The organism is Cupriavidus sp. 2SB (genome assembly GCF_005503625.1).
In the GTDB taxonomy this organism is placed as follows: Bacteria; Pseudomonadota; Gammaproteobacteria; order Burkholderiales; family Burkholderiaceae; genus Cupriavidus.
The window spans coordinates 26,665-48,584 of the sequence record NZ_SCMX01000030.1 but is presented as its reverse complement, the minus strand read 5'-3'; the positions used below and the strand labels follow the sequence as shown (position 1 = coordinate 48,584).

Below are 21,920 nucleotides of genomic sequence, written 5' to 3'. Positions count from 1 at the left end.
TCAACGAGAGAGACCGCTGTCCATGCCATCTTCCACGCCATCACCGCTGATCACCGCCACCGAACTGCAGCAACTTCGCTCCGAAGGCCGCCGGACCGTCATCATTGACTGCTCGTTCGACCTGACCAATCCGGCTGCGGGCCGCGAGATCTACCAGCAGGGCCACCTGCCGGGCGCCTTCTATCTCCACCTCGACAACGAACTGTCCGGCCCGAAGACCGGCGTCAATGGCCGCCATCCGCTGCCCGACGCCGAACTGCTTGTGAACCGGTTGCGCGCGCTGGGCGTGGATGACGATACGCTGGTCGTGGCCTACGACGCCCATGGCGCGATGTACGCCGCGCGGCTGTGGTGGCTGATGCGCTGGGTGGGTCACGGTGCCGTAGCCGTGCTCGATGGCGGCAAGGCCGCCTGGGTGGCGGCGGGACTGCCGCTCGAACCCGGCGCGACGCCCGATCCGGAAACGGGTGGCAACCTGACGCGCCGGCCATCGCTGGTGCGCACTGCCAACGCCAATGCCCTGCTCGCCAATCTCGATCAACCTGCCCTGCTCGTGGTCGATGCCCGCGCACCGGATCGCTTCCGCGGCGAGAACGAGACGCTCGATCCTGTGGGTGGTCACATCCCTGGCGCAGCCAATCGCTTCTTCAAGGACAATCTGGCCGCCGATGGCCGGTTCAAGCCAGCCGATCAGTTGCGCGCCGAGTTCGAAGAAGTTTTCGGCGGCAAACCTGCTGCGCAGACCGTGATGCAGTGTGGATCGGGCGTGACGGCCTGCCACAACCTGCTGGCGATGGAAGCGGCTGGCCTGACCGATGCGGCGCTGTATCCGGGATCGTGGAGCGAATGGTGCGCCGACCCGAAGCGGCCGGTGGCTACCGGTAGCTAATCCACTGGCCACTGCAGGCAAAAAGCGGCGTCACCGGGACGCCGCTTCCTCCTGCTTGGAATGCTGGTGGGCGTGCTGCTCGTGCACGCCATTGGTGATGAACACGATGGCCGTGATGCCGGCGGCCACCAGCAACACCTGCACCGCCGATTCCTTGAGCCGTGGCTTGCGCTGCATCTGCGGCATCAGGTCGCTCACTGCGATATAGAGGAAGCTGCTCGACGCGATCACCAGCACGTACGGAATCCAGCTCGACAGCTCGTCCAGCAGGAAGTAGCCGACCACGCCGCCGAGCACGGCCGCCAGACTCGACAGCAGGTTGAAGGCAAAGGCGCGCGCCTTCGAGAATCCGGCATTGAGCAGCACGATGAAGTCGCCCACTTCCTGCGGAATCTCGTGAGCGGCAATCGCCAGGGCGGTGACCAGTCCGATATGCGGATCGGCCAGGAACGCGGCCGCAATCACGATGCCATCGGCAAAGTTGTGGAAGGTATCGCCCACCAGGATCGTCAGGCCACTGCGACCCGCTTCCTCGCGGTCATGCCCATGGTGATGGTGATGGCCGTCACCTTCGTGATGGTGCGAATGGCGCAGCAGCGAGATCTTTTCGAGAAGGAAGAAGCCCAGCAGCCCGGCCAGCAGCGTGCCGAACAGCGCGCGCGGATCGGCGCCGGATTCGAACGCCTCGGGCAGCGAGTGCAGCAGCGCCGTGGCCAGCAGCACCCCCACCGAGAAACTCACCATGCGCTCCACCACGCGCGAGGCAACGGTCAGCGATAGCACTGCCGCACCCAGGATGCTGCCGACGCCCGAAATGGTCGCCGCCAGCAGGATGTACAAAAGCGTGGAATGGATGATGAACTCCCGGACCGGCCCCCGCCCGACCACCGGGCAGTCGTCGCCGACTGAAACGCTCGCACTAACGCAACATGGTTGCAAAAACGCAAGAGTCGGCATTGTACGTACGTCCGGCCTTGCTTTGCAATCACCCGCGCGGTCGTTGGGGCTACTTCACCGTCATCCGGGTCGATGCGGCATCAGGCAACCTTGTGCTGCTTGAACCAGGCCAGGCATCGCTGCCAGCCGTCCTTGGCCGCCGCGTCCACATAGCTGGCCCGGTAGTCGGCATGGAACGCATGCCCGGCTTCGGGGTAGACCACGAACGTCGACGCCTTCGCATTCGGATTCGACGATTCGGCCAGCGCCGCCTTCATCTGCGCCACGTGTTCCTGCGTGATACCGGTGTCCTTGCCGCCGTAGAGCCCCAGCACCGGCGCATTCAGTTCGCCAGCGATATCCACCGGATTGCGCGGCTTCAGCGGGTTGGGCTGGCCCACCAGTTGGCCGTACCAGGCCACGCCGGCCTTTACGCGCTTGCTGTGCGCCGAGTACAGCCACGTGATGCGCCCGCCCCAGCAGAAACCGGTGATGGCCAGGCGGTTCACGTCGCCGCCATGCGCAGCCGCCCAGGCCACGCAGGTGTCGAGATCGCTCATGACCTGTGCATCGGGCGTCTTCTGGATGATGTTGGCCTGCAGTTCCTGGATGGTGCCATAGCTGCTGGGGTCGCCCTGCCGCGCAAACAGTTCGGGTGCGATGGCCAGGTAGCCAAGCTTGGCAAAGCGTCGGCACACATCGGCGATGTGCTCATGCACGCCGAAGATCTCGCTGACGACCAGCACCACGGGCAGGTTGGTCTTGCCCTCCGGCTGGGCGCGGTACACGGGCATGTTGAAGCCGTTCGACGGCACCGTGATCTCGCCGGCCGTCAGGCCCTGGAAATCGGTCTTGATGGTCTGCGCGGTCACCGGCAGCACGGCTGCGGCAAAAGCCGAGCCTAGCGCGGTCTTGACGAAACTGCGGCGGTCGAAGGGCTGGCCGGGGACGAGACTTTCAATTTCTGGCTTCAGCATGGGGCGGGCTCCGGGAATCAGGCGATATCGGGATGCCGCTCCATGTGACGCCAGCGCGGCGCCGTCGATTCTAAGCAAAGATGGCCGGTAGCGCACGCGCCACCGGCCATCCTTCTTTCGCCCATCGACCTCAGTGCAGCTTCACCCGGGGGCTGGTCTTGCTGCGCAGCCAGTGCGTGACCGTGTCGAGCCCCATGCCGATGGCGCCGTGCAGCGCCAGTACGTGCATGCGATACAGCGACGTGTACATGAAGCGTGCCATCAGCCCCTCGATGAACATCGACCCGCCGATCAGGCCGCCCATCAGGCTACCTACCGCGCTGAAGTGTCCCAGCGACACCAGCGAACCAAAGTCCTTGAAGCCGAACTCCGGCAGCGGCTTGCCTGCGAGCCTGGCGCGAATCGCGTCGTACAGGAACGTGGCCTGTTGATGCGCGGCCTGCGCACGCGGAGGCACCGTGGTCTGCTTCTCGGTCCATGGTGCGGCAGCGCAATCGCCAAACGCAAAGATGTTCGGATCGGTCTCGCTCTGCAGCGTGGGGCCAACCACGATCTGACCCATCTTGCTGACTGGCAAACCCAGGGTGCGCAACACGCCCGGCGCGGTGATGCCGGCCGCCCATACGGTGAGGTCGGCATCGATATGCTTGCCACTGGCCGTGAGCACTGCATCCGAAGTGACTTCGGTCACGCGTTCGCCAGTGAACACATCGACTTCGAGCTTGCGCAGCAGCTTGGTCGTTTCTGCCGACACGCGTTCGGACAGCGCGGGCAGGATGCGCGGGCCGGCCTCGATGACGTGGATACGCACATCGCGGCGCGGGTCGAGCTGGTGCAGCCCATACGCGTTCAGCACATGCGCCGTGTTGCGCAACTCCGCCGACAGTTCCACGCCCGTTGCCCCAGCGCCGATGATGGCGACATCGACACGCGGACGGCCGTCCTCGCCCATGCGCCCCTTGCCATTCTGGGCGCGCACGCATGCCGCGATCAGCTTGCGGCGGAAGCGCTCGGCCTGCGCCACGGTATCGAGGGCAATCGCATGCTCGGCCGCACCGGGCACGCTGAAGAAGTGCGTCACGCAACCGATGGCCAGCACGAGCGTGTCATATGCCAACTCGCGCGCGGGCAACAGTTCGGCACCGTCCTGGTCGATACAGGCAGCCACATGGATGACCTTGCTCTCGCGATCGATGCCCGTCAGTTCGCCCTGCTGGAATTCGAAGTGGTGCCAGCGTGCCTGCGCCACGTATTCCAGTTGGTGAGTGTTGGGATCCATGCTGCCGGCAGCCACTTCGTGCAGCAGCGGCTTCCAGATGTGCGTGGGCGAGCGATCCACCAGCGTGATCTGCGCCTGACGCGACTTGCCGAGCTTGTCACCGAGCCGCGTGACGAGTTCGAGCCCGCCGGCACCGCCACCGACAACGATGATGCGATGGAGTGCGTTGGATGCACGCGGCGCCGCGCTGCGTTGCGGACCGCTTGCGATTGGTGTGGTTTCCGTAGGAGTAGGGGCGCTTTCCTCTTTGCCTTGTGCGTTGCTCATGGTCTACCCGATGTTTTCAATTTGAAAACCGGTGCAGGCCCCTGCGGCGTCTTTCTGTTGTGGTCTCGCACCGCGAGGCCGTTATTCTGTACTGCGAAGATTCTGCTGACTACGACTGGGTTGCTGCCAGTGTGCTGCACAGCAACACGACTGGCAAGGGGTCCCCGGTCGTTTCAGCAAGTACTTCTTTGCATACAGCGGCATCGCAGGGGCGACAGACAAGACAGGTGACTTGCTAGTGCGCCTCTTCCCAGTTCGAGCCGCTGCCCACTTCAGCCACCAACGGCACATTCAACTGCGCCACGCCGCACATCAGCTCGGGCAGCTTCACCTTCACAAGTTCGAACTCTGCCTCGGGCACTTCGAGCACCAGTTCATCGTGTACCTGCATGATCTGACGCGAGCCCAGCTTGTCGGCCTCCAGCCAGTCCTGCACGCCGATCATCGACAACTTGATCAGGTCTGCTGCGGTCCCCTGCATCGGCGCGTTGATGGCCGCGCGCTCCGCTGCCTGACGGCGCGGACCGTTGCCGCCGTTGATATCCGGCAACCACAGGCGACGACCGAACACCGTCTCCACATAGCCCTGTTCGCGCGCCTTCTGCCGCGTCTCTTCCATATAGTTCGCCACGCCGGGATAGCGCATGAAGTAGCGATCGATATAGTGCTTGGCCGCCTCGCGCTCGATGCCAAGGTTGCCGGCCAGCCCGAACGCGCTCATGCCGTAGATCAGGCCAAAGTTGATGACCTTGGCGTAGCGGCGCTGCTCGCTTGTCACGGCCTCGCGTTCCACGTTGAAGATCTCGCCGGCCGTGGCGCGGTGGATATCTTCGCCATTGGCAAACGCGCGCAGCAGATTCTCGTCGCCCGAGATATGCGCCATGATGCGCAGTTCGATCTGCGAATAGTCGGCGGAAACAATCACGTTGCCCGGCGCGGCAATGAACGCTTCGCGAATGCGGCGGCCTTCTTCCGTGCGCACCGGAATGTTCTGCAGGTTTGGCTCGGTCGAAGCCAGGCGGCCAGTCACGGCAGTGGCCTGCCCATAGCTCGTATGCACGCGGCCCGTGCGCGTGTTGACCATGCGCGGCAGCTTGTCGGTGTAAGTCGATTTCAGCTTCGACAGCCCCCGGTAGTCCAGCAGCAGCTTGGGCAGGGGATAGTCTTCGGCCAGTTTCTGCAGCACCTCTTCGTCCGTGGACGGTGCGCCGCTGGCGGTCTTCTTGACCACCGGCAGCTTCATCTGGTTGAACAGGATTTCACCGATCTGCTTTGGCGAACCGAGGTTGAACGGCTGCCCCGCAGCTTCATGCGCAGCGCGCTCGGCTTCCATCATGCGCTGGCCCAGGTCCGCGCTCTGTGCAGCCAGACGGTCCGCATCGATCAGCACGCCGTTGCGTTCGATCTTCTGCAGTACCACCGACACCGGGATCTCGATCTTCTCGTAGACGTAGCGCAGCCCATCGGCCTGCTCCAGTTGCGGCAGCATCTTGCGATGCAGGCGCAGCGTCACGTCGGCATCTTCCGCCGCGTACTCGGTGGCACGCTGCAGGTCGATCTGGTCGAAGCCGATCTGGCTCGCGCCCTTGCCGCAGACTTCCTCGTACGTAATCGTCTTCACGTTCAGCAGGCGTTCGGCCAGGCTGTCCATGCCGTGATTGCGGTACGACGCCAGCACGTAACTCTCCAGCATCGTGTCGTGGGCAATGCCACGCAGCGTGATGCCGTGATTCATGAAGACGTGCGAGTCGTACTTCAGATGCTGGCCCAGCTTCAGACGCGAATCATCTTCGAGCCACGCACGCATCCGCTCCAGCACGAACTCGCGCGACAGCTGGCCGTGGTTATCCATGCCCGCCACATCGGGACCGCGATGGGCCACCGGAATGTAGGCGGCCTCGCCCGGCTCCACCGACACCGAAATGCCAACCAGTTCGGCCACCATCGGATCGAGCGACGTGGTTTCCGTGTCGATGGCTACCAGTGGCGCATCGGTCAGCTTCTGCATCCACGCTTCCAACGCGGCCTCGGTCGTCACGGTCTCGTAGCGGATGTCAGCGGGCGGCAAGTCCTCGGCGGGTGCCTCGGCTGCGCTCGGCGCGGCATCGAACAGCCCCCCCTGCGCAGACTGCGCGGGTTGCGGCGTGGCGCGTGCCCCGGCCGCGCGTGCATTCGGCAATGCCTCGCCCGTGGCTTCGCGCAACCATGTCTTGAAACCGTACTTGCGGAAGAAATCGACAAGCTTTTCCTTGTCTTCGCCAAGGTCGTGCAACGCCTGGAAATCGGCCACGGCATCGCTCAGGTCGCAATCGGTCTTGACGGTCACCAGTTCGCGCGCGCGCGGCAGCCAGTCAAGCGTGTTGCGCAGGTTCTCGCCCACCACGCCCTTGATACCGTCGGCACCGGCCATGATGCTGTCGAGCGTGCCGTACTCGGTCAGCCATTTGACGGCAGTCTTCGGCCCCACCTTGGGCACGCCCGGCACGTTGTCCACGGCGTCGCCGATCAGCGACAGATAGTCGACGATACGCTCGGGGGCCACGCCGAACTTGGCGACCACGCCGGGCGGATCGAGGATCTCGCCGCTCATCGTGTTGACCAGCGTGACGTTGCCATTCACGAGCTGCGCGAGGTCCTTGTCGCCGGTGGAGACCACGGTATTCACGCCTTGCGCCGTGGCCTGGCAGGCCAGCGTGCCGATCACGTCGTCGGCTTCCACGCCCTCGACCACCACGATCGGCCAGCCCAGTGCGCGCACGGCCTCATGGATCGGCTCGATCTGGCGAGCCAGGTCCTCGGGCATCGACGGGCGATGTTCCTTGTAGGCGGGATATAGATCATCCCGGAACGTCTTGCCCTTGGCGTCGAATACGCAGGCGATATATTGTGCGGGGAAATCGTTGCGCAGCTTGCGCAACATGTTGATCATGCCGTAGATTGCCCCTGTGGGCAGACCTTCGCCATTCCTCAGGTCCGGCAGCGCGTGATACGCGCGATACAGATAGCTCGATCCATCGACGAGCAAGAGTGTTTTTCGACTATCCGACATTCCCATGGACTCTAAATTGACTGGTGCCCCCGCAGGCGGCGCAGACGCCGCCCCCCTCGCCGACACGGACGTTTCCGACATTTCCGGTAACACGGTGAATCCGCCGCCCGAGAAAGCCTCGGCACACGCCGCGTCCATCGCCGCAAAAGCCGATGCCGCAGCAGCTGGCAAGACACCCGAGGAACAGGACGCTGCCGCCCGCGCGGCGGCCGCTCGCGCAAATCCGCGCAAGATGATTCCAAGCCTGCGTGCGCTGGCGGATGAAGACCGCGCCACGGCAAAGAAGGCGCGCGCATCGTGGCAAATGTTCACGATTATGGCAGAGTTCATCGAGGCGACCGAGTACCTCTCCGAGATCCGGCCGGCCGTTTCGATCTACGGCAGCGCACGGCTGCGCGAGGACTCGCCGTACTACCAGAAGACCATCGAGATCGCCCGGCTGTTCTCGGACGCTGGCTTCGCCGTGATCTCGGGTGGTGGCCCCGGCATCATGGAAGCCGCCAACAAGGGCGCACACGCCGGCAAGTCCGCCAGCGTGGGTCTGAACATCGAACTTCCGCACGAGCAGCAGGGCAATCCGTACCAGGACATCGCCATGCGGTTCCGCCACTTCTTCACGCGCAAGGTCACTTTTGTGAAGAATTCGGATGCGTTCATCGTGATGCCCGGCGGGTTCGGCACGCTTGATGAACTGGCCGAAGTGCTGACGCTGGTGCAGACCGGCAAGTCCCGCGCCGTGCCAGTGGTCATGTACGGCAGCCGCTTCTGGAAGGGCCTGCTGGACTGGTTCCGCTTCACGCTGCTGCCGATGGGGTTGATTGCCGAACACGATCTGGACCTGATGAAGATCGTGGACGAGCCGCAGGAAGTGCTGGAAGCCGTGTACGAGTACTACGAAAAGCGCGGCGGCGACCACCCGATTCCGCCCAAGGAAGAAATGTTCTACCTGTAAGGCATTACGCGTTGCAACCACCCGCTGGCCGGTGTCGCGACGGACCCGGACAGTGGGTGGACGGAAGGCCACGAGAACAGACCGAAAATGGCAGGAATTGCTAGAATGGAAACCTGTTCATCCTGACTGGGCCGGCGCCGCCGGATTCGGCAGGATCCATCCGCGCAGCGGGCCCTCCCTGCCCGCGCGCACAGGAGCTTCAGATGACTTCCCCTTCGCAACCGGGTGCCAGGCTGGCCGATCTGCATGCAGCGATCCGCCGCCCCGGCTATGTGCTCGCGCTTGCCGCCGCCGTGCTTGCCCTGACCGCCAGCCAGCGTGTGCTGGCGCAGGACTCGGAAACCAGCAACGCCTTGACGCAGCAGGAACTCAACAAGATCAACAACCAGCCGATCGCCCCTGCGTCCAAGAGCCAGCTGAACCAGCCGCGCGAGCCGAGCTTCCAGTTGCGTGAGCGCGATGGCACCCAGGTGACCGAATACAAGGACAAGGGGCGCGCCACCGAGATCCAGGTGCAATCGGGGTTCGGCACCAAGTACGAGATGAGCAAGCCGGAAGATAGCTCGCCGCGAATCCGGGATCACGACGTGAATCGCGTGCCCTCCGTGAACCTCAAGTTCTGAGCCTGAAGGACGTTTTCTGGTTCAGGGCCTCATGTCCTGATACCCTTTAGCCTTTCTTACCCACGATTGCCGCCAAGGCCCAGCCCGGGCGGCCATCGCGCCGGCCCTCCGGCAGCAATGCCGCGGCGGCTGGCCGGCACCTTGTCGTGCCGACCGGCCGCTCCCAGATTCGCACCAATTAAACAGTATGGCCGTTTTCACCACGGTCTCGCAGGACGAGATCGCCCGCTGGCTGCTTGACTATGACCTTGGCGAAGTGCGCGCGCTGCGCGGCATCGCCTCGGGCATCGAAAACAGCAATTTCTTTCTGACCATGGAGCAGGATGGCGTCACGCGCGAGTACGTGCTGACGATCTTCGAACGGCTGCGCAGCGACCAGTTGCCGTACTACCTGCATCTGATGGACCATCTGGCGCGCCACGACATCAGCGTGCCGGCCCCGATGCCCGCTCGCGATGGCGAGATCCTGCGCGAGCTCAAGGGCAAGCCGGCCACCATCGTGACACGGTTGCCCGGCACCTCGCAATTGGCCCCGCAGCCCGAACATTGCGCCGAAGTGGGCGCGATGCTGGCGCGCATGCACCTGGCCGGGCAGGACTATCCGCGCCAGCAACCGAACCTGCGCAGCCTGGGCTGGTGGCAGCAGACCACGCCAGAGATCACGCCATTCCTCGACACGGCACAGCGCAAGCTGCTGACCGACGAGATCGCGCACCAGACCGCCTTCTTTGGCAGCGCCGACTATGCCGCGCTGCAGGGCGGCCCGTGCCATTGCGACCTGTTCCGCGACAACGTGCTGTTCGATACTGCCGGGGGCCAGCAGAAGCTCGGCGGTTTCTTCGATTTCTACTTTGCCGGCAACGACAAATGGCTGTTCGACCTGGCCGTGACGATCAACGACTGGTGCATCGACTTGCCGACCGGCGTGCTCGACCTCTCGCGTGCGGAGGCCATGCTGCGCGCCTATCATGCGGTGAGGCCGCTGACAGCGGTAGAGGCGCGTCACTGGCAAGACATGCTGCGCGCCGGCGCGCTGCGCTTTTGGGTATCGAGGCTGTGGGATTTCTATCTGCCGCGCGAAGCCGATATGCTGCAGCCGCATGACCCGACCCATTTCGAACGCATCCTGCGCCGTCGCCTCGACGACGCAGCGGCGCTCCCCTGGATCTGATTCGCCATGCAACTACTGGAAGTTTCCGCCAAGGAAGGCTATGTCTGGTTCCGCCAGGGTGTCTGGCTGTTCCGCAAGAACCCGCTCGCCTTCCTGATGCTGCTGTTCATCTACCTGATCGCCGCGCAACTGGCGATCTTTGTGCCGCTGCTCGGCATCATCGCACTGCTGGTTTTCACGCCAGGGCTTTACGTAGGCGTGATGACGGCTTGCCGTGAGGTCATCCAGAACAAGCGCGTACTGCCAACCATCCTGTTGTCGGGCTTCCGCAGCAACGGCAAGCAGGCGATGCGCAATCTGCTTGTGCTGGGTGGCATCTATGCGGTGCTGATTTTCACGCTGAGTCTGATCGCAACCTCGGTGGTGGACATCGGCACGGTGGCGCCCATGGTGCTCAAGGGCGAGGAACCTTCGGCCGAAGCCGTACAGCAGCTCTACTATGCGCTGATGATCGGCGCCCTGCTCTATACGCCGATCGCGATGCTGTTCTGGTTCGCGCCGCTGCTGTCGGCCTGGCACCAGGTGCCGCCGGTCAAGGCGCTGTTCTTCAGCTGGACCGCCTGCTGGCGCAATCGCGGCGCGTTCTTCACCTACGCCATGCTGTTCGCGGTGTTGCTGGTAGCGGTGCCGCTGGTGCTGGAGACCGTGTTCGCGGCATTCGGCGGGCAGGAAGTGCTGTCGTTCCTCGTGACGCCGTATTCGCTGCTGATGCTGGCGATCCTGTACTGCTCGTTCTATGCGACGTACCGGGGTTGTTTCAATATCCTGCCGCCGGAAGAGGTGGTGAACGGGGCGCAGCAGCCTTGATATCCGCTTGTCTTGCTCCCCTCTCCCGCACGGCGGGAGAGGGGTCGGGGGAGAGGGTCAGCAGTGCAAATTGCGATGCGCCGGCAAGCAGAACCTCCCGCCCTCTCCCCTACCCCTCTCCCAGAGGGAGAGGGGAGTAAAACAGCGAGGGAGTGAAGCGCTCAATCAATCGGATCCAGCTTCGCCACTGCCAGTGCCAGCCACTTCACGCCGTGGCGCTTGAAGTCGATATTCGCGCGGGCATCGGCACCCTCGCCTTCCAGTGCCTTGATCCGGCCTTCTCCGAACTTGGTGTGAAAGACGTTCTGGCCCACGCGAAAACCCGTGGCTGCGGCGCGTTTTTCCTCGGCGTAGTTCTTCTTGCCGGTATCCATGCCGCCCGTGGGCTTCGTGCCCGTGTACGGCACATCTTCCGCACGCTTGAACCAATCCCGGCCCCAGGCGTTGTCGCGCTCCTGGCGGCTGACGCCGTAGCCGGTCTGGCCTTGCGGAATGATCCACTTCAGCGATTCCTCAGGCAGTTCCTCGAAGAAGCGTGATTTCATGTGGTAGCGCATCTGGCCGTGCAGGACGCGGCTCTGCGCGAACGACAGGAACAGCCGCTCGCGGGCGCGGGTGATGGCCACATACATCAGGCGGCGCTCTTCCTCGATGCCATCGGCTTCCTGTGCGCTGTTGTCGTGCGGGAACAGCCCCTCTTCCAGCCCGGTGATGAATACCACGTTGAATTCCAGGCCCTTGGCCGCGTGGACCGTCATCATCTGCACCGCATCCTGGCCGGCCTGCGCCTGGTTGTCGCCGGCTTCCAGCGACGCGTGAGTCAGGAACGCCACCAGCGGCGTCATCACCACCGGCAACTGTTCGGGGTCGAGTACCTGCTGATCCTGGTCGCCCTGCGCCAGTGCCGGCGGCGCATCGCGCCCCACGGGCAGCATGCGCGCCGGGGCATCCAGCCCGAAGCCATCTTCCACGACGAATGCCTGCGCGGCAGTCACCAGTTCCTGCAAGTTCTCGATGCGGTCCTGGCCCTCTTTCTCGGCCTGGTAGTGCGCAATCAGGCCGCTGGTATTGGTGACGTACTCCACCGTCTCCGGCAACGTCATGCGAGTGGTTTCCGTACGCATCTGATCGATCAGGCGCAGGAACGCGCCCAGCGAACTCCCCGCCTTGCCGGGCACGTAGGCCACGGCCTCCGCCAGCGAGAGGTTGTACTGGCGCGCGGCGTCCTGCAGCGTTTCCAGGGACTTGGCGCCGATGCCACGTGTCGGGAAGTTGACCACCCGGGCGAAAGCGGCGTCGTTGCGCGGGTTCTCGATCAGTTGCAGGTAGGCCAGCGCATGCTTGACCTCGGCCCGCTCGAAGAAGCGCAGGCCGCCGTACACGCGGTACGCGATACCCGACGAGAACAGCGCATGCTCGATCACGCGCGACTGCGCGTTGCTGCGGTAAAGGATGGCGATCTCGGAGCGTGTCATGCCCTGCGCGATCTGGTCACGAATCTCCTCGACGATCCACGACGCCTCCTGGCCATCGGTGCCAGCCTGATACACGCGCACCGGCTCGCCGTGCCCGGCATCGGTACGCAGGTTCTTGCCCAACCGGCGCGCGTTGTGCGAGATCAGGTGGTTGGCGGTATCGAGAATGTGACCATGCGAGCGATAGTTCTGCTCCAGCTTGATCATGTGGCGCACGCGGAATTCCTGCTCGAAATCGCGCATGTTGCCCACGTTGGCGCCCCGGAAGGCGTAGATGCTCTGGTCATCGTCACCCACCGCGAACACCGCCGCCCCGTTGCCCGTGCCATAGCCCGCCAGCAGCTTCAGCCAGCGGTACTGGAGTACGTTCGTATCCTGGAACTCGTCGACGAGCACATGCCGGAACCGGTACTGGTAGTGCTGGCGGATGGCATCGTTGTAACGGAGCAGCTCATAGCAGCGCAGCAGCAGTTCGGCGAAATCCACCACCCCTTCCCGCTGGCACTGCTGATCGTACGCCGCGTAGAGATCGACGAACCGGCGATTGAAATCGTCGTTGGCTTCGACGTCAGCCGGACGCAGGCCCTGCTCCTTGGCGTTGTTGATGAAGTACTGCAGGCTCTTGGCCGGGTACTTCTCGTCATCGACATTGAGTTGCTTGAGCAGGCGTTTGAGCGCCGAGAGCTGGTCCTGCGTATCGAGGATCGAGAAGGTCTGCGGCAATCCCGCGTCACGGAAATGCGCGCGTAGCATGCGGTTGCACAGGCCGTGGAAGGTGCCGATCCACATGCCGCGCGTATTGATCGGCAGCATGGACGACAGCCGCGTCTGCATTTCCTTGGCGGCCTTGTTGGTAAAGGTCACCGCCAGGATGCCGGCCGGCGAGACCCGGCCGTTCTGGATCAGCCAGGCAATCCGCGTGGTCAGCACGCGGGTCTTTCCACTGCCCGCGCCCGCCAGGATCAGGGCCGGTTCGTCCGGCAGGGTGACGGCGGCGAGTTGTTCGGCGTTGAGATTGGCTAGCAGGCTGGACATCGGGACAGGGCCGGAAAAGTAGGCGGCAATTATACCGGCGGCCAACCCTCCCTTACCGGGATGGTTTCCATCGGACGGGGCGCCGGACGCACGCCGAGGCGCCCGAAATGCGCACCGGCACCCCGCCTCCCCTATAATTTGACGTTTTCCCGGCCGAGTGCCATGGCGCGCCAATCCGCCTGCCGGCCAGGGCCCTGACCCGCATCCCACCAGCATCCAAGCATGACCGCAGAAGACCAGTCCCTCGCCAAGAGCTTCGAACCCGCCGCCATCGAGGCGAAATGGGGCCCAGAATGGGAGCGCCGGGGTATCGCCCAGCCTACGTTCGACCCAGCCCGCCCGGACTTTTCCATCCAGCTGCCGCCGCCCAATGTGACCGGCACGCTGCACATGGGCCATGCGTTCAACCAGACGATCATGGACGGCCTGACCCGCCACGCGCGCATGCTTGGCGCCAATACGCTGTGGGTGCCGGGTACGGACCACGCCGGTATCGCCACGCAGATCGTGGTGGAGCGCCAGCTCGAGGCGCAGGGCGTATCGCGCCACGACCTCGGCCGCGAGAAGTTCACCGAGAAAGTGTGGGAGTGGAAGGAAGAGTCGGGTTCGACGATCACGCGCCAGGTGCGCCGCATGGGCGCCTCGATCGACTGGACGCGCGAGTACTTCACGATGTCGCCCGAGATGTCGAAGGCCGTGACGGAGGTCTTCGTCCGCCTGCATGAGCAGGGCCTGATCTACCGCGGCAAGCGCCTGGTGAACTGGGACCCGGTGCTGGGCACCGCGGTGTCGGACCTGGAAGTCGACAGCGTCGAGGAAGACGGCTCGCTGTGGCACATCCACTATCCGCTGGCCGAGGCCGATACCGTACGCGGCCTGACCCACCTGACCGTGGCCACCACGCGCCCGGAAACGATGCTGGGTGACACCGCCGTGATGGTGCATCCGGAAGACGAGCGCTATGCGCACCTGATCGGCAAGATGGTGAACCTGCCGCTGACCGATCGCCAGATTCCGGTGATTGCCGACGAGTACGTCGATCGCGAGTTCGGCACGGGCGTGGTCAAGGTGACCCCGGGCCACGACTTCAACGACTATGCAGTGGGCCAGCGCCACAACCTGCCGCAACTGTCGATTCTGACGCTCGACGCGAAGATCGTGGCCGATGCGCCTGCCGCCTATGCTGGCATGGACCGGTTTGCAGCGCGCAAGCAGATGGTCGAGGACCTGAAGACGCAGGCCCTGCTGGGCGAGGTGAAGCCGCACAAGCTCATGGTGCCGCGCAGCGAGCGCACCAGCAGCGTGATCGAGCCGATGCTGACCGATCAATGGTTCGTGGCCATGAGCAAGCCGGCGCCGGAAGGCACGTTCTATCCGGGCCGCTCGATCGCCGACGTGGCGCTCGACGCCGTGCAGAGCGGCGAGATCAAGCTCGTTCCCGAAAACTGGAACAGCACCTACAACCAGTGGCTGGCCAATATCCAGGACTGGTGTATCAGCCGCCAGCTGTGGTGGGGCCACCAGATCCCGGCCTGGTACGACGAAGCCGGCAAGGTGTTCGTCGCCCGCACCGAGGAAGAGGCCCGCGCCAAGGCTGACGCCGCTGGCAGCACCGGCCCGCTGCGCCGCGAGGAAGACGTGCTGGACACGTGGTTCTCGTCCGCACTGGTGCCGTTCTCGTCGCTGGGCTGGCCCGAGCAGACGCCTGAACTGAAGCACTTCCTGCCGTCGTCGGTGCTGGTCACCGGCTACGACATCATCTTCTTCTGGGTGGCGCGCATGGTCATGATGACCAAGCACTTCACCGGCCAGGTGCCGTTCCATACCGTGTATGTGCACGGTCTGGTGCGCGACTCCGAAGGCAAGAAGATGAGCAAGTCCGAGGGCAATACGCTCGATCCCGTGGACCTGATCGACGGTATCGAACTGGAACCGCTGCTGAAGAAGCGCACCACGGGTCTGCGCCGTCCCAAGGACGCGCCGAAGATCGAATCGAAGACGAAGAAGGAATTTCCGGACGGCATTCCGTCGTTCGGCGCCGACGCGCTGCGCTTCACCTTTGCATCGCTCGCCACGCTGGGCCGCAACATCAATTTCGATACCGGCCGCTGCGAGGGCTACCGCAACTTCTGCAACAAGCTCTGGAACGCCACGCGTTTCGTGTTGATGAACACCGAGGGCCAGGACTGCGGCATGGGCCCGTGCAACGACAACTGCGGCCCGGACGGCTACCTGCACTTCTCGCAGGCAGACCGCTGGATCGTGTCGCTGCTGCAGCGCGTGGAAACCGAGGTTGCGAAGGGCTTCGACGAATACCGCTTCGACAATATCGCCAGCGCGATCTACAAGTTTGTCTGGGACGAGTACTGCGACTGGTACCTGGAACTGGCCAAGGTGCAGATCCAGACCGGCACGCCGGCGCAACAGCGCGCCACGCGCCGCACGCTGCTGCGCGTGCTGGAGACGGTGCTGCGCCTGGCGCACCCGATCATTCCATTCATCACCGAGGAACTCTGGCAGAAGGTGGCGCCGCTGGCCGGCCGCGCCAAGGGTGACGGCAGCGAGACCATCGCCACGCAGTCCTACCCGCTGCCGGCCATGGCCAAGATCGACGAAGCCGCCGAAGCCTGGGTGGCGCAGCTCAAGGCCCTGGTGGACGCCTGCCGCAACCTGCGCGGCGAGATGAACATTTCGCCGGCCCAGCGTATCCCGCTCTACGCACATGGCGACAGCGCCTTCCTGAACGAAGCCGCGGCGCAAGTGCAAGCGCTGGCGAAACTTTCCGAGGTCAAGGTGTTCGAAGACGAGACCACCTTGCTGCAGGAAGGGGCCGGAGCGCCGGTGGCCATCGTCGGTGGCAACCATCTGATGCTCAAGATCGAGATCGACGTGGCGGCCGAGCGCGTGCGCCTGTCCAAGGAGATTGACCGGATCACGGGCGAGATCGGAAAGTGCCGTGGCAAACTGTCCAACGATAGCTTTGTCGCCAAGGCGCCGCCTGCAGTCGTCGCGCAGGAGACCCAGCGTATGTCGGATTTCGAACAGACGCTGGCAAAGCTGCAGGATCAACTACAGCGTCTGCCGTCCTGACGTGCTCATCGCACCCGTCCGGCTCCCGAGTCGGACGGAACCGGACAGACGGCGACCCCATCCTGCGGCACGGTATTACACCGGATTGAAAAGGAAGCTGAAATGGAAAACCGCGTCACCAAGGCCGTCTTTCCCGTAGCCGGGCTAGGCACCCGTTTTCTGCCCGCCACCAAGGCGAGCCCCAAGGAAATGCTGCCGGTGGTAGACAAGCCGCTGATCCAGTACGCCGTGGAAGAAGCCATGGCTGCCGGCATCAACGAGATGATCTTCGTCACCGGCCGCTCCAAGCGCGCCATCGAGGATCACTTCGACAAGGCCTACGAGCTGGAAATGGAGCTCGAAGCCAAGAACAAGCAAGCACTGCTCGACGTGGTGCGCTCGATCAAACCCAAGAACGTGGAGTGTTTCTACGTGCGCCAGCCCGAAGCACTGGGCCTGGGCCATGCCGTGCTCTGCGCCGCACGACTGGTAGGCGACGCCCCGTTCGCCGTGATGCTGGCCGATGACCTGCTGGACGGCCTGGGCGACGAGCCGGTGATGAAGCAGATGGTGGATGTGTACAACCACTACAACTGCTCCGTGCTAGGCGTCGAGGAAATCGCGCCCGAGCAGAGCAAGTCGTACGGTGTGGTCGATGGCCGCGAGTGGGACGAACGCGTCATCAAGATGTCCGGCATCATCGAAAAGCCGGCACCCGAAGACGCCCCATCCAACCTGGGCGTGGTGGGCCGCTACATCCTGACACCGCGCATCTTCGACCATATCCGCGACCTGAAGCCGGGTGCGGGTGGCGAGTTCCAACTGACGGATGCCATCCAGGCGATGCTCGGACAGGAGCAGGTGCTGGCGTACCGCTACAAGGGTGTGCGCTACGACTGCGGCAGCAAGCTTGGCTACCTGAAGGCGACCGTCGAGTTCGCACTCAAGCATCCGGAAGTCCGCGACGAGTTCAGCGCTTACCTCGCGCAACGGGGTTGATCGCTGGTTGGTGCGAAACCCAAGCCAATAAAAAACCGCCTCTTCACGAGGCGGTTTTTTTACATCCAAATCCCGCAAAGACTCAGCGGCGCTTCATGTAGAACACGAACACCTTGTCGACTTCGGCGTGCGACACGAGTTCGTTGCCGGTCTGCTTGGCGAACGCCTGGAAATCGCGTGTGGCGCCCGGGTCGGTGGCCAGCACCTTGAGCACTTCACCGCTAGCCATGTCTGCCAGCGCCTTCTTGGTCCGCAGGATCGGCAGCGGGCAGTTCAGGCCGCGTGCGTCCACTTCTTTCTGGAAGTCCATTCCTCTCACCTTCTATTTCTGATGGATGCCGTATTGTAGCGAAGCGGCGACCATGCTGAAGTCCGTCGGCCGGCGCGGGTCGGGGATATCCTCGCCGGTGGCCCGATCGAAAAAACGCACGGGCAAGCCGCGGCGCTCAAGGAAATCAGCCACTGCAAAGCCGGTGCCGGCGTTCCAGATCTTCATCCTCTCGGGCGCCACCAGCCGATACTCGGCCAGTTCCTCGGACAGCCGGATGTCTCCCTCCGCCTTCACGTGATAGGCGATGATCAGTTCGTTCTTGCGCATGAACTCATAGACGCCGATCAGCGAGGCCGACACCGTATCGAGATTCGTCTCTTCCTTGAGCTCGCGCGCGACGCCATGTTCCGGGGTCTCGTCGCGTTCCATGAAGCCTGTGACCAGCGCGAACATTTTCTCCGGCCACAGCGCATTGCGCGCCAGCAGCAACTGGCCCTCGTATTCGACCACGGCCGCCAGCACCGGCAGCGGGTTGTCCCAATGCACGAAGCCGCAACCATCCTGCACGCAGGCATGGCGATAGCGGCCCGACATCGGCAAGTGTTCCAGCGTCGATCCGCAGCGCGGACAGAATCGATAGGGTTCCATCAGGGGGCTCCAGGGACTGTCTCGTTATTGTGATGCTGCCCGTTCTTGCTTGATATTCGGTTCAGCGGCCGCATGCAGCGCGGATGTCCGCAGCGAATGCCTCCACGGTTTCCGGCTGCAGATCCCACGCGCACATCATGCGGCATCCGCCCGCGCCAATGAACGTGTAGAACAACCAGCCCTTGGCGCGCAGCGCCTCGATGGCCGGCAGCGGCAGTTCGGCAAACACCGCGTTGGCATCGGTCGGGAACATGATGCGCACGCCCGGGATATCCGCGATGCGTTGCGCGAGCAGCGTCGCCATCGCATTGGCATGGCGACCGTTGCGCAGCCAGACATCGTTCTCCAGCATGCCCAGCCAGGGCGCCGAGATAAAGCGCATCTTCGACGCCAGATGACCGGCCTGCTTCACGCGATAGGCGAAGTCCTCCGCCAGTCTGCGATCGAAGAAGACCACCGCCTCGCCTACCGGCAGGCCGTTCTTGGTGCCGCCGAAACACAGCACATCCACGCCGGCACGCCACGTGATTTCCGATGGATGCACGCCCAGCGATGCCACGGCATTGGCAAAACGTGCACCGTCCATATGCACGCGCAACTGGCGCCGCTTGGCGATAGCCGCGATGGCACGCACTTCTTCCACGGTGTAGACCGTGCCCACTTCCGTGGCCTGTGTCAGCGACACCACGCGCGGTTTGGGATAGTGGATATCCGTGCGGCGTGTGACCAGCGCCTCCACCGCATCGGGCGTCAGCTTGCCGTTCTCGCCGGGGGCAGTCAGCAGCTTCGAGCCGTTCGAAAAAAACTGCGGCGCGCCGCATTCATCGGTCTCGATATGTGCCAGTTCGTGGCAGATCACCGAGTGATAGGACTGGCACAGCGAAGACAGCGCCAGCGAATTGGCCGCGGTGCCATTGAAAACGAAGAAGACCTCGCAGTCGGTCTGGAACAGGTCGCGAATCCGGTCGCAAACTTTCTGGGTCCAGCTATCGTCGCCGTAGGCTTTCTCGTGGCCGGTGGCATTGGCTTCGAGAAAATACTTCAGCGACTCCGGACAAAAGCCGGCGTAGTTATCGGAGGCGAACTGCTGGGCGGGGGAAACTGCGGAGGTCATCGGTCAAACCTTGCTGAATGGATTACTGCTTGTCGGCCCAGAGCTCGCCACCGGTGGCCCAGTTCTCGCGCTTGACGTCGGTGATGATGATATCGACCGCACCCGCCGAGCAACCAAGCGTCTCGCACGTGACGCGCGTGACTTCCTCAACAAACTTGCGCTTCTGCTCCACCGAGCGGCCTTCGAACATTTCTACGTGAAACGTGGGCATTCCTTGACTCCTTCTAGGTGTTGTCAGTCTTTGTACGAGGGATCGATTCTATCGAGTTTGCGCAGCAGCGCGGGCCACTCGAGCACGCCCTCCACCGCACCATCGTCGAATAGCTGGAGCGAGGTCCGATCCGCCACGGCAGGCAACGGCTGCACCGTGGCGCTGCCAAGCTGCGCACCCAGCTGGATCTCGCATGCCTTGATCAGCGTGGCCATCAACACGTAAGCCTCGGCCACGGTGCGGCCCAAGGTCAGCGTGCCATGGTTGCGCAGCAGCATTGCCGGATGATCGCCGAGCGAAGCCGTCAGCCGCGTCCCTTCGGCAGGCGTGAAGGCCAGCCCTTCGTAGTCGTGATAGGCCATGCGGCCATGAAAGCGCATGGCATGTTGCGAGAGCGGCAGCAAGCCTTCAGCCTGGGCGGATACGGCGATGCCTGCGGTGTTGTGGAGGTGCATGACGCAATGCGCGTCGGCACGCGCCGCGTGCACGGCGCCATGGAGTGCGAAGCCCGTGACATTGACTGGATGGACCGTCTCGCCCACCACTTCGCCCTGCCCATTAATTTTGACGAGGTCCGATGCGCGGATTTCGTCGAAGGCAAAGCCGAAGGGATTGATCAGGAAGTGACCGGGCTCGCCAGGCACGGTGGCCGAGATGTGCGTGTAGATCAAATCATCCCAGCGTTCCAGTGCGGCCAGCCGATAAGCGGCGGCCAGGTCCACGCGCACGCGCGCTTCCTCGGCACCGATCGGCCAGGCCGGGCCGGCGGCACGCCCGGGATGCAAGGCAAAAGACATGGAGATTGGCTTTCGCGCCGCCCTGCAGCGCCGGCGCGGGGGCGACCGGTTCGAGTGGGCGACGAAGCCAATACTGTAGCGTACTCGTCAGCCGGCTGCCCGTCCGTCCACCGGCATCGTGCGCCACATCCACAAGTAGATAGCGGCGCCCAGCAGCAGCGCGGCCGAGGCCACGCCGAGCGATGCACCAAAGCCACCCGTGCGCGCCACCAGCGATGTTGCCAGCGGCGGCCCCGCAATCTGGCCGATGGCATAGGCGGCCGTCATCAGCCCGATCAGCTTCGACGCGCTGGCGCCCCACAGCCGCCGTGCCTCGCGCATGGCAAAGGACACCAGTGCCGTGAACGGCAGACCCACCAGCAAACTGCTCAGGGCGAAGCCGGTCACCGTGGGCCACACGGCCGCAATCGCCACGCCCAGCGCCTGCATCGCATACAGGTACATCATCATGCGACGGTTGTCGTGGTGCATGCCGAAGCGCGTCACGGCCCACGCACCCACCGCCACGCCGGCACCGAGGATCGGCCAGAACAGATCGGCCCATACGCTGCCGGGCATCTCGTGGCGCGCGATCACGGGCAGGAAAGTTGCCGTGATGATGTAGCCGAAACCCGCCAGCCCGTAGGCCAGCGTCAGCGCCCAGGTTTCGAGGTTGAGGCGTGGCGCAATCGGGGCGGAGGAAGCAGCATGTGCCGCCCCTCCTGTCGGTGACGCTAGTGGAGACGGCGTGCCGAATACGCGCCACACGGGTGCCAGCATCAGCGCTCCGAGAATCGTGAAGGTGATCCAGCCCCAGTTGGCCAGCCAATGAGCGCCGACCATCCCAAAGACCGACACGCCCGTCACGACGATGCCGATACCGGGGCCCGCGAACATCAACCCGCCTAGCGTCGGATGCCCCAGTTCAGCCAACCGCTGCATGCACCACGCGGTGGCGTAGACCATGACCACGGCACTGGCGATGCCCGACAGCGTGCGCCACGTGAGCCATGCCGGCATGCCGCCAGGCAAGGCCATCGCCAGCGTCAGGATGACCGTCAGCACCAGCGAAATCTTGACCATGCGCGCTGGGTCGGGGCGGATCACCAGGCACAGCACGGCACCAAGCAGATAGCCAATGTAATTCAGTGTGGCCAGTGCACCACCCTCTCCCAGCGTCACGGTGCCATCGTGCAGCATCATCGGCAACAGTGGCGTGAACGCGAATCGGCCAATTCCCATAGCCAGCGCAAGCGACACAAAGCCAGCAATCGCCACAGCCCATGGGCTAGCGGTGGGCCGGGTGGTGCGCCCGGCAGGAACCTCGACATCGATAGACATGGGGCGGTTGGCGCGCCTCAGGGGCGACTGG

At 63.9% G+C, this 21,920-nt stretch carries 18 protein-coding genes; 7 read left to right on the top strand and 11 right to left on the bottom strand.

The window, feature by feature from the left end:
* The first annotated feature begins 22 nt into the window (after positions 1-22).
* Entirely contained in the window at positions 23-889 is an 867-nt protein-coding gene (locus tag FFS21_RS15840; RefSeq protein ID WP_137925744.1) for a sulfurtransferase, read from the top strand.
* A gap of 30 nt (positions 890-919) precedes the next feature.
* Here the strand turns inward: FFS21_RS15840 and FFS21_RS15835 are convergent, their stop codons facing one another.
* The 4 genes from FFS21_RS15835 to polA all read right to left on the bottom strand — a co-directional run bounded on the left by FFS21_RS15835 (position 920) and on the right by polA (position 7,397).
* Positions 920-1,729 (bottom strand): ZIP family metal transporter, encoded by an 810-nt coding sequence (locus FFS21_RS15835; protein ID WP_202126689.1) that lies wholly within the window; start codon positions 1,727-1,729, stop codon positions 920-922.
* Positions 1,730-1,926: 197 nt separating this feature from the next.
* A complete protein-coding gene (locus FFS21_RS15830) occupies positions 1,927-2,802 on the bottom strand; it encodes a dienelactone hydrolase family protein (protein WP_137925742.1) in 876 nt (291 codons plus the stop codon).
* Positions 2,803-2,932: 130 nt separating this feature from the next.
* On the bottom strand, positions 2,933-4,348 hold the full coding sequence (locus FFS21_RS15825; RefSeq protein ID WP_137925741.1) for an NAD(P)/FAD-dependent oxidoreductase: 1,416 nt from the start codon (positions 4,346-4,348) through the stop codon (positions 2,933-2,935).
* A gap of 235 nt (positions 4,349-4,583) precedes the next feature.
* A complete protein-coding gene (gene polA / locus FFS21_RS15820) occupies positions 4,584-7,397 on the bottom strand; it encodes a DNA polymerase I (RefSeq protein WP_137925740.1) in 2,814 nt (937 codons plus the stop codon).
* Positions 7,398-7,401: 4 nt separating this feature from the next.
* Between polA and FFS21_RS15815 the strand changes: the two genes are divergently transcribed.
* The 4 genes from FFS21_RS15815 to FFS21_RS15800 all read left to right on the top strand — a co-directional run bounded on the left by FFS21_RS15815 (position 7,402) and on the right by FFS21_RS15800 (position 10,950).
* The gene (locus tag FFS21_RS15815; RefSeq protein WP_171020422.1) at positions 7,402-8,349 is read left to right on the top strand and encodes an LOG family protein; all 948 of its coding nucleotides are present in this window, start codon (positions 7,402-7,404) and stop codon (positions 8,347-8,349) included.
* A gap of 203 nt (positions 8,350-8,552) precedes the next feature.
* Positions 8,553-8,972 carry a DUF2782 domain-containing protein gene (locus tag FFS21_RS15810; RefSeq protein WP_137925739.1) on the top strand — a complete coding sequence of 140 codons (420 nt, stop codon included), beginning with the start codon at positions 8,553-8,555 and terminating at the stop codon, positions 8,970-8,972.
* A 187-nt stretch (positions 8,973-9,159) separates the two neighbouring features.
* Positions 9,160-10,143: a homoserine kinase gene (locus FFS21_RS15805; protein ID WP_137925738.1), complete on the top strand. Its 984-nt coding sequence runs from the start codon at positions 9,160-9,162 to the stop codon at positions 10,141-10,143.
* A 6-nt stretch (positions 10,144-10,149) separates the two neighbouring features.
* Positions 10,150-10,950 (top strand): BPSS1780 family membrane protein, encoded by an 801-nt coding sequence (locus FFS21_RS15800; protein WP_137925737.1) that lies wholly within the window; start codon positions 10,150-10,152, stop codon positions 10,948-10,950.
* A gap of 161 nt (positions 10,951-11,111) precedes the next feature.
* Here the strand turns inward: FFS21_RS15800 and FFS21_RS15795 are convergent, their stop codons facing one another.
* Positions 11,112-13,460 carry a UvrD-helicase domain-containing protein gene (locus FFS21_RS15795; protein WP_137925736.1) on the bottom strand — a complete coding sequence of 783 codons (2,349 nt, stop codon included), beginning with the start codon at positions 13,458-13,460 and terminating at the stop codon, positions 11,112-11,114.
* Between the two features lie 222 nt (positions 13,461-13,682).
* On the opposite strand from FFS21_RS15795, the gene FFS21_RS15790 reads away from it, so the two are divergent.
* Positions 13,683-16,550: a valine--tRNA ligase gene (locus tag FFS21_RS15790; protein ID WP_137925735.1), complete on the top strand. Its 2,868-nt coding sequence runs from the start codon at positions 13,683-13,685 to the stop codon at positions 16,548-16,550.
* 102 nt (positions 16,551-16,652) lie between these two features.
* Complete coding sequence (galU, locus tag FFS21_RS15785) at positions 16,653-17,528, top strand: UTP--glucose-1-phosphate uridylyltransferase GalU (RefSeq protein ID WP_137925734.1); 876 nt, start codon at positions 16,653-16,655, stop codon at positions 17,526-17,528.
* A gap of 82 nt (positions 17,529-17,610) precedes the next feature.
* On the opposite strand, the gene FFS21_RS15780 is transcribed toward galU, so the two are convergent.
* From FFS21_RS15780 to FFS21_RS15755, 6 genes are all read right to left on the bottom strand, one after another.
* Positions 17,611-17,838, bottom strand: a complete 228-nt coding sequence (locus FFS21_RS15780; protein ID WP_130389494.1) for a sulfurtransferase TusA family protein — start codon at positions 17,836-17,838, stop codon at positions 17,611-17,613.
* Between the two features lie 12 nt (positions 17,839-17,850).
* Positions 17,851-18,447 carry an NUDIX domain-containing protein gene (locus FFS21_RS15775; RefSeq protein ID WP_137925733.1) on the bottom strand — a complete coding sequence of 199 codons (597 nt, stop codon included), beginning with the start codon at positions 18,445-18,447 and terminating at the stop codon, positions 17,851-17,853.
* Positions 18,448-18,508: 61 nt separating this feature from the next.
* Positions 18,509-19,561, bottom strand: a complete 1,053-nt coding sequence (locus FFS21_RS15770) for a threonine aldolase family protein (protein WP_137925732.1) — start codon at positions 19,559-19,561, stop codon at positions 18,509-18,511.
* Positions 19,562-19,583: 22 nt separating this feature from the next.
* Complete coding sequence (locus FFS21_RS15765; protein ID WP_137925731.1) at positions 19,584-19,772, bottom strand: 4-oxalocrotonate tautomerase; 189 nt, start codon at positions 19,770-19,772, stop codon at positions 19,584-19,586.
* Between the two features lie 23 nt (positions 19,773-19,795).
* A complete protein-coding gene (locus FFS21_RS15760) occupies positions 19,796-20,569 on the bottom strand; it encodes a class II aldolase/adducin family protein (RefSeq protein ID WP_137925730.1) in 774 nt (257 codons plus the stop codon).
* Between the two features lie 87 nt (positions 20,570-20,656).
* A complete protein-coding gene (locus tag FFS21_RS15755; RefSeq protein WP_137925729.1) occupies positions 20,657-21,889 on the bottom strand; it encodes a YbfB/YjiJ family MFS transporter in 1,233 nt (410 codons plus the stop codon).
* Positions 21,890-21,920 lie beyond the last annotated feature (31 nt).

Excerpts from the sequence above, each read along its gene's own strand:
- FFS21_RS15840 (WP_137925744.1), top strand. The coding sequence starts at position 23 with ATGCCATCTTCCACGCCATCACCGCTGATCACCGCCACCGAACTGCAG.
- FFS21_RS15830 (WP_137925742.1), bottom strand. The coding sequence starts at position 2,802 with ATGCTGAAGCCAGAAATTGAAAGTCTCGTCCCCGGCCAGCCCTTCGAC.
- FFS21_RS15825 (WP_137925741.1), bottom strand. The coding sequence starts at position 4,348 with ATGAGCAACGCACAAGGCAAAGAGGAAAGCGCCCCTACTCCTACGGAA.
- polA (WP_137925740.1), bottom strand. The coding sequence starts at position 7,397 with ATGTCGGATAGTCGAAAAACACTCTTGCTCGTCGATGGATCGAGCTAT.
- FFS21_RS15815 (WP_171020422.1), top strand. The coding sequence starts at position 7,402 with ATGGACTCTAAATTGACTGGTGCCCCCGCAGGCGGCGCAGACGCCGCC.
- FFS21_RS15810 (WP_137925739.1), top strand. The coding sequence starts at position 8,553 with ATGACTTCCCCTTCGCAACCGGGTGCCAGGCTGGCCGATCTGCATGCA.
- FFS21_RS15805 (WP_137925738.1), top strand. The coding sequence starts at position 9,160 with ATGGCCGTTTTCACCACGGTCTCGCAGGACGAGATCGCCCGCTGGCTG.
- FFS21_RS15800 (WP_137925737.1), top strand. The coding sequence starts at position 10,150 with ATGCAACTACTGGAAGTTTCCGCCAAGGAAGGCTATGTCTGGTTCCGC.
- FFS21_RS15795 (WP_137925736.1), bottom strand. The coding sequence starts at position 13,460 with ATGTCCAGCCTGCTAGCCAATCTCAACGCCGAACAACTCGCCGCCGTC.
- FFS21_RS15790 (WP_137925735.1), top strand. The coding sequence starts at position 13,683 with ATGACCGCAGAAGACCAGTCCCTCGCCAAGAGCTTCGAACCCGCCGCC.
- galU (WP_137925734.1), top strand. The coding sequence starts at position 16,653 with ATGGAAAACCGCGTCACCAAGGCCGTCTTTCCCGTAGCCGGGCTAGGC.
- FFS21_RS15780 (WP_130389494.1), bottom strand. The coding sequence starts at position 17,838 with ATGGACTTCCAGAAAGAAGTGGACGCACGCGGCCTGAACTGCCCGCTG.
- FFS21_RS15775 (WP_137925733.1), bottom strand. The coding sequence starts at position 18,447 with ATGGAACCCTATCGATTCTGTCCGCGCTGCGGATCGACGCTGGAACAC.
- FFS21_RS15770 (WP_137925732.1), bottom strand. The coding sequence starts at position 19,561 with ATGACCTCCGCAGTTTCCCCCGCCCAGCAGTTCGCCTCCGATAACTAC.
- FFS21_RS15765 (WP_137925731.1), bottom strand. The coding sequence starts at position 19,772 with ATGCCCACGTTTCACGTAGAAATGTTCGAAGGCCGCTCGGTGGAGCAG.
- FFS21_RS15760 (WP_137925730.1), bottom strand. The coding sequence starts at position 20,569 with ATGTCTTTTGCCTTGCATCCCGGGCGTGCCGCCGGCCCGGCCTGGCCG.
- FFS21_RS15755 (WP_137925729.1), bottom strand. The coding sequence starts at position 21,889 with ATGTCTATCGATGTCGAGGTTCCTGCCGGGCGCACCACCCGGCCCACC.